The 12,573-nt window shown below is 60.6% G+C and carries 12 protein-coding genes; 2 read left to right on the top strand and 10 right to left on the bottom strand.

Translation table 11 applies throughout. The features are described from left to right. Nucleotides 1-8 precede the first annotated feature (8 nt). The 8 genes from GTF44_RS02040 to ccoN all read right to left on the bottom strand — a co-directional run bounded on the left by GTF44_RS02040 (nt 9) and on the right by ccoN (nt 8,308). Nucleotides 9-2,192 carry a heavy metal translocating P-type ATPase gene (locus GTF44_RS02040; protein ID WP_171557149.1) on the bottom strand — a complete coding sequence of 728 codons (2,184 nt, stop codon included), beginning with the start codon at nt 2,190-2,192 and terminating at the stop codon, nt 9-11. A gap of 8 nt (nt 2,193-2,200) precedes the next feature. After that, nucleotides 2,201-2,674, bottom strand: coding sequence for a FixH family protein (locus GTF44_RS02035; protein ID WP_171557147.1), 474 nt, complete (start codon nt 2,672-2,674; stop codon nt 2,201-2,203). Next, on the bottom strand, nt 2,671-4,110 hold the full coding sequence (gene ccoG, locus GTF44_RS02030) for a cytochrome c oxidase accessory protein CcoG (protein WP_171557145.1): 1,440 nt from the start codon (nt 4,108-4,110) through the stop codon (nt 2,671-2,673). The genes GTF44_RS02035 and ccoG overlap by 4 nt, the downstream gene beginning before the upstream one ends. 174 nt (nt 4,111-4,284) lie before the next feature. Further along, the gene (locus tag GTF44_RS02025) at nt 4,285-4,446 is read right to left on the bottom strand and encodes a hypothetical protein (RefSeq protein WP_171557143.1); all 162 of its coding nucleotides are present in this window, start codon (nt 4,444-4,446) and stop codon (nt 4,285-4,287) included. Between the two features lie 396 nt (nt 4,447-4,842). Further along, nucleotides 4,843-5,739: a cytochrome-c oxidase, cbb3-type subunit III gene (gene ccoP / locus GTF44_RS02020; RefSeq protein WP_171557142.1), complete on the bottom strand. Its 897-nt coding sequence runs from the start codon at nt 5,737-5,739 to the stop codon at nt 4,843-4,845. Further along, the gene (locus tag GTF44_RS02015) at nt 5,736-5,948 is read right to left on the bottom strand and encodes a cbb3-type cytochrome c oxidase subunit 3 (protein ID WP_145212794.1); all 213 of its coding nucleotides are present in this window, start codon (nt 5,946-5,948) and stop codon (nt 5,736-5,738) included. The genes ccoP and GTF44_RS02015 overlap by 4 nt, the downstream gene beginning before the upstream one ends. Before the next feature lie 12 nt (nt 5,949-5,960). Beyond that, a complete protein-coding gene (ccoO, locus tag GTF44_RS02010) occupies nt 5,961-6,692 on the bottom strand; it encodes a cytochrome-c oxidase, cbb3-type subunit II (protein ID WP_145212796.1) in 732 nt (243 codons plus the stop codon). Between the two features lie 14 nt (nt 6,693-6,706). Then, nucleotides 6,707-8,308: a cytochrome-c oxidase, cbb3-type subunit I gene (gene ccoN, locus GTF44_RS02005; protein WP_145212799.1), complete on the bottom strand. Its 1,602-nt coding sequence runs from the start codon at nt 8,306-8,308 to the stop codon at nt 6,707-6,709. Between the two features lie 202 nt (nt 8,309-8,510). On the opposite strand from ccoN, the gene GTF44_RS02000 reads away from it, so the two are divergent. Further along, on the top strand, nt 8,511-9,353 hold the full coding sequence (locus tag GTF44_RS02000) for a universal stress protein (protein ID WP_171557140.1): 843 nt from the start codon (nt 8,511-8,513) through the stop codon (nt 9,351-9,353). 188 nt (nt 9,354-9,541) lie between these two features. Here GTF44_RS02000 and GTF44_RS01995 read toward each other — a convergent pair whose 3' ends face one another. Together GTF44_RS01995 and fnrL are read right to left on the bottom strand one after the other, a co-directional pair. Continuing rightward, nucleotides 9,542-10,231: an MOSC domain-containing protein gene (locus GTF44_RS01995; protein WP_171557138.1), complete on the bottom strand. Its 690-nt coding sequence runs from the start codon at nt 10,229-10,231 to the stop codon at nt 9,542-9,544. Between the two features lie 154 nt (nt 10,232-10,385). Beyond that, a complete protein-coding gene (gene fnrL / locus GTF44_RS01990; RefSeq protein ID WP_171557137.1) occupies nt 10,386-11,132 on the bottom strand; it encodes a transcriptional regulator FnrL in 747 nt (248 codons plus the stop codon). 84 nt (nt 11,133-11,216) lie between these two features. Between fnrL and hemN the strand changes: the two genes are divergently transcribed. Beyond that, nucleotides 11,217-12,572 carry an oxygen-independent coproporphyrinogen III oxidase gene (gene hemN, locus GTF44_RS01985; protein ID WP_171557135.1) on the top strand — a complete coding sequence of 452 codons (1,356 nt, stop codon included), beginning with the start codon at nt 11,217-11,219 and terminating at the stop codon, nt 12,570-12,572. Nucleotide 12,573: the final 1 nt, after the last annotated feature.

Here is a 12,573-nt window from a genome sequence, read left to right as displayed (position 1 = left end):
AGAGCGGCCTATTTCAAGCGCAATGCATTGAGCGACACCGTAAGCGACGATGAGGACATGGCAAGGGCCGCGATGAGCGGTGTGGCAAGCCCGGCGATGGCGAAAGGTACGGCGAGAACGTTGTAGATCGTCGCCAGCGTGAAGTTTTCGTGGATCCGTTTGCGGGCTTGGGTCGCGGTGGTCAGCGCATCGGCAATGGGTGAGAGATCACGACCCAGGAGGACCATATCGGAGGCCGAACGCGCCGCATCAAGCGCGGATGCGGGTGAGATCGAGACATAGGCGGCCGCGAGCGCTGCAGTGTCGTTAAGGCCGTCGCCCACCATGAGCACTTTGGCGTCTTGCCCGGCCAGATCCGCGACGAAGGCGGCTTTTTCTTCGGGCAGGGCCTCGGCGATCACCTCATCGATGCCAATTTCGGCAGCAAAACGGGTGACCGCGCCCTTTGTGTCGCCCGATATCAAGATCAGGCGTTTGCCTTGGGCTTTGAGGGCGGCCACGGCCTCGGCGGCACCCGGGCGGATGCTGTCTGTGAAGGTGATCGCCAAGGGCGTGGCCTCGCCGATCTGGAGGAAGGTTGCGGTGACATCAGGAGCCTCCGCGCCGAGCCATGCGGCGCGGCCCAGGCGGACGGGCTGCCCTTTCCAAGTGGCTTCGATGCCATAACCCGGTACTTCGGTGAGCCCGTCGAGGCGGGCGGGCCGAATGGTCTGCTTGCGGAGCGCCGATGTGAGCGCCTCTGCCAGAGGGTGGGCGGAGGCTTGGGCCAGCGCCAAGGCAACGCGCATCGCCTCTTTCGGATGTTCCTCCAGGCCGACGGGCTGCGGCGCGCCAAGGGTCAGGGTGCCGGTTTTGTCGAAGACCACGGTGTCCGTCTCGGCCAGACGTTCCATCGCGGTGCCGTCTTTGATCAACATACCCTTGCGGAAGAGACGACCCGAGGCGGCGGTGGTCACCGCTGGCACGGCGAGGCCCAAGGCGCAGGGGCAAGTGATGATCAGAACCGCAGCGGCGATGTTGAGCGAGATGCGCAAATCTTGGGTGTAGAGCCACCAGCCGATGGCGGCGAGAAGCGAGAGGATATGCACGCCCGGGGCGTAGAGCTTCGCCGCTTGATCCGCGAGCGAGGTGTAATTGTTCCGGCCTGCTTCGGCCACGGCGACCAGATCGGCGATCCGATGCAGCGCGGTGTCTTCGCCCGCGGCGGTAACTTCGATCGTCAGCGGACCGGTGAGATTGACTTCGCCCGCGCTCACCGCAGACCCCGGCCCGGCATAGGCAGGCAAGCTCTCGCCCGTCATAAGCGCCCGATCGATCTCGGAACTGCCCTCCGTCACGCGACCATCAACGGGGATCCGTCCGCCCGGTTTCACCAGGACCAACTCGCCTATGGCAAGTTCGGTGACTGAGACGGTTTCTTCGCCGTTTTCCGTCAGGCGCAGCGCCCGAGGCACTTCCAGCGCGGCCAGCTCCTGCGCGGCGGATCGGGCGGAGGCGCGGGTGCGATGGTCGAGATAGCGACCCGCCAGAAGGAAGAAGCAGAGCGCGATGGCGGCATCGAAATAGGCGTGGTGACCAGAATTCGCGGTCTCATAAAGCGAGGTGCCAACAGCGAGCACAATCGCCAGAGTGATCGGTACATCCATGTTCAAGCGCCGGACCCGGAGCGCAGACCAGGCGGAGACATAAAAGGGCCTACCGCAGAAAATCACCGCCGGGATGGCGATGGCCGCCGAAATCCAATGCATCATATCACGGGTGGCGTCTTCGGCCCCGGACCAGACGGCGACCGACAGCAACATCACGTTCATCATCGCGAAAAACGCAACGGCAAGCCGCATCAGGAGATCCCGGCCCCGGCGGTCGTTTTCGGTGGTGGCCAGAACGCCCGGGTCCAGTTCATGGGCCTCATACCCAGCGCGGTCGAGAACCTGTGTCAGGTGCTCGGCAGTGACCCCCGCCTCAGCTTCAACCAAGGCGCGTTTCAGGGTCAGGTTCACGCGCGCGTCCTGCACCCCCGGGGTTGCCATCAAGGCGCGCTCGACGCCAGAGATACAGGCCGCACAGTGGATCGTCGGCAAAGACAACATAAGCCGTGCCTCCTGCGGCGCCTCGGCCAGAGCTTCCGCCGCCGGTGCCCCGGCACATGCCGGGCAAGCCGCCGGGCTGGTATGGTCATAGGTGGCCGACATGCGCGCGCTTACTCTCTCAGCGTGAACGTGATGTTGTGGCGATAGTCGGTCCCATCGCGGGCCGTGCCCGTCAGGCGCAGGCGCCAGCGCCCCTCGGACACCTGAACCGGGGCGGTAAAGGCACCATTGACCCGGCTCAGCTCAAGAATCTGGTCTTCTCGTTGGTTCGTTGGCCGAGTCAGGAGCGCGTTGAGCTCCGCCGGGGCGACCGGCTGACCCGCATCATCGACCATGGTCAGGGTCAAGATATCCCCGTCCACCGCCACCGATGCGTTCCAACCGAGCGCCTCTTGGGCTTCACGGCGCAGGTCGTAATCCTGACTATCCGCGTAGCTGGAGGAGACCTCCAGCCCGGGGAATGTCGAGACCGCGTTATAGGCCATGAAGAGATTGACCCCGATGATCAGGCCGAAGCCGCCAACGAAGATCGCCAGCACATGACGACCGGTCAGTTCGCGGGCCGGTTTGGTTTCGCTGCTCATTCCATATCTCTCCCGTTGAAGACGGTATCGCGTGACGTGCGGGCGGTGCTTTGCAGATCTTCCACCCAGAAGCGGAAATCCGTGCGCTCACGATTGGCCGGGTCAGATCCAGGCGCCGCAGTGACATAGACCCGTTGCAGATGAGTCGTGTCGGCAGGCACATCAACGGTTAGCAGATCCGTGCCTTCCAACCCGACATCCAACGCCGCCTCGGAGGTCAGCGTGATCTGGAACGTGCTGTCATCATGGCTCATGTTGCGGATCCGGATGTCATAGGTGTTGCGGATCGAGCCATCGCTCATGGTGACAAATTGCGGGTTGCGGATCGGCGCGACGGTCATGTCGATCTCGGACCGGATGAAGAGCATCACCACAAGCGCAATGCCGATGCCGGACCAAAGCGCTGTATAGAGGATCGTCCGAGGCCGGAAAATGTGCTTCCAGATCGAAATTTTCTGATTGCCGGCGCGCTCGTTTTCCTCATCGGTCAGCGCCATATAGTCGATCAGACCGCGCGGCTTGCCAATCTTCTCCATGATGTCATCGCAAGCGTCGATGCAGAGCGCGCAGGTGATGCATTCCAACTGCTGGCCGTCGCGAATATCAATCCCGACAGGGCAGACATTGACGCAGGCATTGCAATCAATGCAGTCGCCAAGCGCCGCCTCGCCTTCACCCTCGTGGCGATCCTTGCCACGCCCGCGCGGCTCACCGCGCCAATCGCGATAGGCAACCGTGATCGAGTGCTCATCCATCATTGCGGCCTGAATGCGCGGCCAGGGGCACATATAGATGCAGACCTGTTCGCGCATGAACCCGCCAAAGACAAAGGTGGTCGCGGTCAGAATGCCGATGGTGGTGTAGGCCACGGGGTGCGCCTGAAGCGTGATGAGATTGACCAGAAGCGTCGGGGCGTCTGCAAAGTAGAACACCCAGGCCCCGCCAGTGGCCACCGCAATGGCGAGCCAGGCGATATATTTGGTGATCCTGAGCCGGACTTTCTTGGCATCCCAACTCGCTTTCCAGAGCCGAAGCCGGGCGTTTCGGTCGCCCTCGATCCAGCGCTCAACCGCAAAAAAGAGATCCGTCCAAACGGTTTGCGGGCAGGTATAACCGCACCAGACCCGCCCAAGCGCGGACGTGAAGAGGAACAGGCCGAGACCGGCCATGATCAAAAGGCCCGCAACAAAATAGAACTCGTGCGGCCAGATCTCGATCCAGAAGAAGAAGAAGCGCCGGTTCGCCATGTCGATCAGCACGGCCTGGTCGGGAAGTGCTGGCCCACGATCCCACCGGATCCAGGGGGTGATGTAGTAGATCCCCAGGGTCACGATCATGATGATCCATTTGAGATTGCGGAATTGACCGGAGACCCGTTTCGGAAAAACAGGTTCGCGGGCGGCGTAGAGCTTTTGTGGCTCTTCCGTGGCACTCATGACGAGACTCGCTCCTAGGTTGTTCTGATCCTGCGCAATTCTGTTCTAGGGTTTGGCGCGCGCAGGCTCCTTGACGTGGATCAAACCCTGCCCGTCATTTAGTTGTGAAGGCCAACTACAACGATGAGACAAAGCGGCCTGCGGCGATACGCGCGGGGGGCCGTAGCGTCACTTTCACGTGGTCTTTTTCGGCTTCAAGGTTTCCACGTAGGCGACAGATTGCGCGAACAGCGCTGCGACCTGATCCGGATCGGCGGCAAGTGCTTCGGGCACCGCCACATATTCCTTCATGATCGCGCCATATTGCTCCACCGGGGCCGTCTTGTGGTGCGCCATGAACTGGTCGCGAATCGACCCTTGGGTCAGTGCCTTTTAGAGCGTGGGGGGAGTGGGCACCGGTCTTGTAGGAAACGCGCGAACAGGACCAAGACCGGTGCCATGACCAAAGACCGGGAGGGGCCTTCGGTGTTTTGAGGCGGTCACTGGGAGGCCGCCAATCAGAAACACATCCTCGTGGAGACATGTCTTGAACTTGGAGTATCGACTCCGATGGCGCGCAGCTTTGACATGAATCAAGAAGTCACGAATTATTTGGATCGCTCAGTTCTTTTTCGCTCCAACAGAATGCGGAAGCCCTTGCCCCGGCCGGAGGCGCTTGTTCGGTCGAAACGAGAAAGGCCCGGCGGGGTATCCCACCGGGCCTTTGTTATGTTTATCAGCGCCTTAGGCTGCCTATTCGCCGCCACCCAGAGAGTGAACATAGACCGCGACCGAGCGGATCTCAGCCTCGGACAGACGTTCGGTCCAAGGGGGCATCACGCCGAAGCGGGAAAAGCGCACGGTGTGCTCAATCGCCTCTTCGGAGCCGCCATAGAGCCAGATCGCATCGGTCAGGTTCGGCGCGCCGAGGAACCGGTCGCCCGAGCCGTCATCCAGGTGACAAGCGGCGCAATTGTCGAGATAGACACTCTCGCCAGCCGCCGCCAAGGTCGCGTCGGCCTCCTGGTTCGAGATGTTGCGGACATATTGCACGACGCTGGCGATTTCCTCGTCGGTGAGGATCTCGTCAAAAGCGGTCATCTCAGAGTAGCGCGCGTCGAGATCATCCTCATTCCGAATCCCGTGGGACACGGTGTAGTGAATGTCTTCGATCGTGCCGCCCCAGAGCCAGTCATCGTCCAGCAGGTTCGGATAGCCCGAGGCTTGCACGCCAGCCGCACCCGAGCCGTGACACTGCGAACACCAGGTCGCAAAAGTCGCGGCCCCGCCTTGGATCGCATAGCTGTAGAGATCTGGGTTATCGGTGGCATTGATGGCCGCCAATTCGACCTCTTCGATCTGCGCCCGGATCGGAGCGTTCATACTGTCGAACTCGGCAATATCCTCGGCCACATTGGCGCGAGTCGAGTAACCCAACAGGCCCGGCGTTGCACTGTTGATCAGTGGCCAAGCCGGATAGAGGATCGTGTAAAGCAATCCCCAGGCGATGGTGCCGTAGAAGGTCCAAAGCCACCAGCGTGGAAGCGGGTTGTTGAACTCCTTGATGCCGTCCCAGACATGGCCGGTGGTATCGGGGTCGCCCTCTTGCAGAATCTGCTCGTCGGGATGTTTGTACTTGTCGTCGGTCATTGCCGCGCCTCCTTCAACTGGGCGGGAGCAGCGGTGTCATCCGCCGCCGGCTTGTCGTCATGCCGAAACGGGATATTGGCCGTGTCGCGATGCACTTTGCGGCTGCCGGGTCTGAGGGTGAATACGATCACCGCCAGGAACGCGATAAGCAGGAACATCAGGCCCCAGCTTCCGGCAAAGATCCGCATGATGGTGTAGGTGTCTTCCATCTTCTTGCTCCTTTACCGGCTTTCCGCAGCTTCTTCGGGCGTGAAGGTCGAGAAATCGACCAGCGTGCCCAGCATCTGCAGATACGCGATGATCGCATCCATCTCGGTCACTTCCGGCTGCCCATCAAAGTCACGCTGTTGCGCGCCAGGGTAGCGTTCCACGACACCGCTATCGCCGAAATCTGTCGCCTGTTCGATGAAATCGAGCTGAGCGTTTTCGATCATTTCGTCGGTGTAAGGCACCCCGACAAAGCGATGGGTTTCCATCAGATCGGCGATATAGGTCGGCTGCAGCACGTTATCGGAGAGGAAGCCATAAGGCGGCATCACCGATTCCGGCACAACCGATTGCGGATCGGTCATGTGGTCCACATGCCATTCATCCGAATAGCGCCCACCGACCCGGGCCAGATCGGGCCCGGTCCGTTTCGAGCCCCACTGGAACGGATGGTCATATTGCGATTCCGCCGCCAGGCTGTAGTGGCCATAGCGCTCCACCTCGTCCCGCATCGGCCGGATCATCTGGGAGTGGCAGACATAGCAGCCCTCCCGGATGTAGACTTCCCGGCCTGCCAACTCGAGCGGGGAGTAGGGGCGCATGCCCTCTACATCCTCAATCGTGTTTTCCAGGTAGAAAAGGGGCGCGATTTCCACGATCCCACCGATGGTCACGACCAGAAAGCTGAGTGTCAGCAGAAGGGTCGCGTTGGTCTCGATCTTCTTATGTCCGTCGAGAGTTGCCATGTTTTCGACCCTCCTTATTCAGCAGGCGCTGCGGCAGGGGCGTCCGATTTCACGGTACCCTTCTTCACAGTCATCCAGAGGTTGTAGACCATGATCAGCGCACCGGAGAGGAACATCACCCCACCCAAGCCGCGGACCACATACATCGGGAACTTGGCAGCCACCGTGTCGGCGAAGGAGTTCACCAGGAAGCCCTGAGCATCCACTTCACGCCACATCAGGCCTTCCATGATCCCGGTCACCCACATCGACGACGCGTAGAGCACGATGCCGATCGTGGCGAGCCAGTAGTGCCAGCTGACCAGGCGCAGGCTGTAGAGGGCCTGGCGGTTCCAGAGTTTCGGGAAGAGATAGTAGAGCATCCCGAAGGTGATCATGCCGTTCCAACCGAGCGCACCGGAGTGCACGTGACCGATCGTCCAGTCGGTGTAGTGGCTGAGCGAGTTGACCGCACGGATCGACATCATCGGACCTTCGAAGGTCGACATGCCGTAGAAGGCCACCGAGGTCACCATCATCCGCAGGATCGGGTCGGTCCTGAGCTTATCCCAGGCGCCTGAGAGCGTCATCAGACCGTTGATCATACCACCCCAGGAGGGCATCCACAGGATCACCGAGAACACCATGCCGAGGGTCGACGCCCAATCCGGCAGTGCGGTGTAATGCAGGTGGTGCGGACCGGCCCAGATATACAAGAAGATCAGGGCCCAGAAGTGGATGATCGAAAGCTTATAGGAGTAGACGGGACGCTCGGCCTGCTTCGGGATGAAGTAGTACATCATCCCCAGGAAGCCGGCGGTCAGGAAGAAGCCCACCGCGTTATGGCCGTACCACCACTGTGTCATCGCGCTCTGTACGCCCGACATCACATGCACCGAGCGCGAGCCGAAGATGGAGACCGGCACAACCAGGTTGTTGACCACATGCAACATCGCCACCGTGACGATGAAGCTGAGCAAGAACCAGTTAGCGACGTAGATATGCGGCTCTTTCCGCTTCAACAGGGTGCCGACGAAGACCAGGAGGAAGGCCACCCAGACGATCGTGAGCCAGAGATCCACATACCATTCGGGTTCGGCGTATTCCATGCTTTGGGTCGAGCCCAAGACATAGCCGGAGGCGGCCAGAACGATGAAGAACTGGTAACCCCAGAAGACGAACCAGGTCAGACCACCGCCCCACATCCGGGCCGCCGAAGTCCGCTGCACGATGTAGAAGGACGCGGCCAGAAGCGCGTTACCGCCAAAGGCGAAGATCACCGCAGATGTATGCAGAGGACGGAGCCGACCGAAGTTCAGATACCCGTCCGCCCAATCGAAGTTGAGCTGCGGATAAGCCAGCTGGAACGCGATGACCACGCCCACGAGAAAGCCCACAACCCCCCAAAAGGCGGTGGCAATCGCGGCGGCGCGCACGGGCCCGTCCATATATTCATGTGTCGGAACCGGTACCGCCGGTTCACCAGTGCGACGGAGTTGCCAGATAAACAGGCCACCCGCCGTGATCATCACCAGGATCATATGGATCATATAAACCATATCCCGGGCGTAATTGGCTGCGATGGCTGCACAAAGCACCACCAAGCCAAGGATCAGCAGCTTTACATAATCAAGCATAGATCGTCCCTTCGTCATTCCCCGGTTCCGACTCGAGTCGAGCCGTCCGGAGCTGTTCCATCTGACCCCACATCGCGCAGGACAGGGGGTTATGGCCTTGATCCATGTCAAACCCCGGCCCCAATTGTCTTGACGCAGGTCAAGGTGCGACGTCCCGCCCCGGTCTAATCCTGAGAAAAGCTTGCAACCGAGGAGGTTTGATATGGCCTATAAGAGCATTCTGACAATTCTCACCGATCCGGCAGAGGTCGGCCCCGTGCTAGAGGCTGCTCTGCCCTTCGCCCGTGCCGAAGGCGCGCATCTTGATGTGCTTTGCCTCGGGATCGACCGCACACAGACCGGGTATTATTTTGCTGGCGCGACGGCGCTGATGCATGAGGAGACCCTGGCCCAAGCACAAGCTCTGGCCAGCGAGATCGAGGCTGCCGCCCGCGCCCGCTTGGAGAAGACGGAAATCTCATGGGGGATCGAAGCTCTGGTCACGCAGACGGCCAGCGTGGCCGGAATCGTCGCCCGCCGGGCGCGGTTCGCTGACATGGTTATGTTGCCGAAGCCTTACGGCGAGGGGCAGACCTCTGACGCGCCGGTTGTGGTCGAAGCGGCGATGTTCCAAGGCCAAGCGACCGCCGTGGTTCTGCCCGGCGGCGACAAGCCGGTCACGGCGACGCCGGAACGGGTTGTCATCGCCTGGAATGAATCGGCTGAGGCGCTCTCGGCGGTTCGAGCGGCATTGCCGATCCTGAAAACCGCGAAACTGGTCAATATCCTGATCATCGACCCACAACGCCACGCTGCGGAGGTTGCCGATCCGGGTGCTGAGCTCTGTCAGATGCTCAACCGGCATGGATGCCAGGTGGAAGTCTCAATCGTGGCGCAAACGCTGCCGCGGGTCTCGGATGTGATCAACCGACATGTTCAGGATCAAAACGCCGATTTCCTGGTGATGGGCGCCTATGGCCATTCCCGCTTCCGCGAAGCGATTTTGGGCGGGGCGACACGGAACCTGCTGGAGAATGCCATCGTGCCGGTCTTGATGGCGCACTAAGCGGCTTCGGCTCAATAGCCTGAACGCCCCTCTTTCTCGGCAGGGGCGTTCGAACATTTCATTCTCGTGTCGCTGAGGGCCTGCGTGGAGCCCTCATGTCCCATGTCTCATGGGTGCCTAAAAGGATGTCATAACCTTCGAGAGAAGGAGTTGGGCTTGTCCCGGGGTGGCCAAGCGGTTTCGTCGCATTAGCCGTTGAGGCGTTTGGAGGTGTCTTCGCCTCGGTCGCCCGCTGCCATCTTGGTAAAGGCGCTCCGCCAGCCCCCTGCCAATTCCGGCATATGCGCCAGGACCTCTGCATCCTGTGACGAGATACGCCGCGTCAGGCGACCCAGTGTGACCCGTTTGACCGACCACTCTGGGTGCGGTCGTTCCAAAAGGCGCACCTCATCGCCCACCCCGGCGGTGCCGTTTTCCAGAACGCGATAGTACCAGCCCGTTCGCCCGCTTTTCGTGAAGAGCGCCGCCATGCGGGGATTAGTCGTGTGTTCCGCGACCTTCCAGCACGGCTGCCGCCCTTGGCTGATTTGGACGGTGGCCGTACCCAATTGCAGGATATCTCCGATGCACACCGTTTCTTCGGTCATACCGCATGTCGAGATATTCTCGCCAAACGCAGCAGGCCGTGTTCCCTCGGGGATCGCCCCTTCCGCGATCCAATCTGGATAGTGATCCGCAGCGTAGTGATGGATGGCTTTGTCCCGCCCGCCGTGATGCACAAGATCGGCTTGGGCATCCTCCACAAATCCGTTTTCCTCGATGACACGCCGACCGGTTACCGCTGTTTTGCCAATGGCAGAAGGGTCGCGCCCCTCCCAACGCTTCTCGACTCTGCCGAAGAAGAGACCGTCTATTCGCGTGGTGAGATCATGTACCATTGCGCCAACGCTCCTGAATGAGATTGAGCCGTTCCGCCGTCATTCGTGCGCCGCACAGCGCACTCAATCATGAAACCGATTGGGTCTGAAGGTTCGACCTGCCCGAAATGCGGCCACCTGATGAATCCAAGCTTGTTTGGAGAGGCAAAAGCCGTCAGGCCAGCATCCCGCCATCAGCATCGTCGCCGGTTTCGTCCAGGAGAAGATCGAAATCCGGGATCGTGATATGACGTTTGCCTTCCAGGCGGATCACCTCGTCGCGCTTCAGCGCTGACATCTGGCGACTCACGGTTTCCAGCGTCAGGCCCAAGTAGTCGGCCATCGCTTCGCGGGTCAGCGGCAGATCGAACGACACTTCGCCGGTCGATGGCAAATCCTTCAGGCTCGCATCGCGCCGCGCGATGATGCTCAAAAGGCTGGCGATCTTCTCCCGCGCCGTCTTCCTGCCCAGAAGCAGCATCCATTCCCGCGCCGCATCCAGTTCGTCCAGCGTCATCTCAAGAAGCCGCTGGCTGATATGCGGCGTATCAGCGATCAACTGCTGAAATGGCGTCCGGCGGAAGCAACACATCAGCACATCGGTCGAGGCCACGACGTCATAAGGGGCCGTGTCGCGATTCGGGCGACCGAGGAAATCACTGGGCAACAAAAGCCCGACCATCTGGCGACGCCCGTCTTCCATCGTTTGGGTCAGAGAGGCCACGCCTTCGACCACCGACGCCACGAAATCCATCTTGTCACCCGCCCAGACAATCGTCTGCCCGGCTTCGTACTTCCGATAGTATTTTATGGACTCCAGATGATCCAACTCATCGGTTTCGCAGCGCGCGCAAACGGCCCGATGACGGATCGGGCAATCGGCGCAATCTTGTTGTGGCAGGGCGAGCTGGCGATTGGTCATTTCTATCACCGGAATAGGAGTGGCTTGACCCCGCTTTGATCTCGATCAATTACAGGGGTGCTTACAACTCTTAGGTGTATAGCAATGGAGCATATGACGCAACTTCGCCGCCTGGGTCTGTTTGACTCAAAAGTGCCACGTTATACGAGTTACCCTCCGGCCACGAAGTTCTCGAACGACGTGTCTGCAAGGGATTTCGTAGACTGGATTGGTGCAATTCCGCCGGGATCGAAGATTTCGGCCTATGTGCATGTGCCGTTCTGCCGCAGGTTGTGTTGGTTCTGTGCGTGCCGGACTCAAGGGGTCCGGTCCGACGAACCGGTGATCGCCTATCTCGAATCGGTCAAATCGGAGATTGCGCTGCTGCGCGAGGTTCTGCCCGAAGGGGTGGAACTGGCGCGATTGCACTACGGCGGGGGCACCCCAACGCTGATGTCGCCGGCCATGCTGACAGACTTGACCGACGCGTTGACAGCTGTCCTGCCGCTCGCCGATGGCGCGGAGTTCTCGGTTGAGATCGACCCCAATGAAATCGACGCCACCCGGCTTGATGCGCTTGCTGCTGCGGGGATGAATCGCGCCTCCATCGGGGTGCAGGATTTCAACAACGACATCCAACAGATTATCGGTCGCATTCAGAGCTATGATGTGACCCGAGACGCAGTTGAAATGCTGCGCGCGCGTGGCATCACCTCACTCAATGCCGACATTCTTTTTGGCCTGCCCGACCAGAGTCAGGCCCGAATTTCCGAGACAGTTCAAATGCTTCTGTCTTTGGCGCCCGATCGGGTCGCGCTTTACGGCTATGCCCATGTGCCTTGGATGGCGAAACGCCAGGCGATGATCCCGACGGACACCCTGCCCTCGCCCGAGGAACGCCTTTCGCTCTTCGATACGGCGCGGCGACTCTTTATGTGGGACGGCTATGCCGAGATCGGGATCGACCATTTCGCGCGGCCCGGCGACGGGCTGGAAGTGGCCGCGCGTCAAGGGCGCTTGCGGCGGAATTTCCAGGGCTACACCGATGACACATGTGACGTGCTCTTGGGCATTGGCGCGTCGTCGATCTCGCGGTTTCCGCAAGGGTTTGCGCAGAACGATGCCGGCACCGCCGCCTATCAAAAGGCCGTGCGGGCGGGCGACATGGCCACCGGGCGCGGACACGCGTTTAAGGGCGATGACATCCTGCGCGCGCGGATGATCGAGATGTTGATGTGCGACTTCCGCATCGACAGCGCGGAGATCAAAAACAACTTTGGGTTGAGCGATGCGGAGCTTGATACGATCTATGCCGGAGCGGTGAAAGCCTTCCCGGGCGTGGTCCGCCAAGACGCGACGGGCTTCTCGATTTTGCCCGAAGCCCGCCCCCTGACGCGGATGATCGCGCGGGCATTTGACGCATACGAAATGCGCGCTGACGGGCACTCTTCGGCGATCTGAT

Origin of the sequence: Roseobacter sp. HKCCD6576-2 (assembly GCF_013179285.1) — a bacterium.
GTDB lineage: Bacteria > Pseudomonadota > Alphaproteobacteria > Rhodobacterales > Rhodobacteraceae > Rhodophyticola > Rhodophyticola oceani.
Note: the sequence above shows the minus strand (reverse complement) of the source record. Positions and strands in the feature narration are given on the sequence as shown.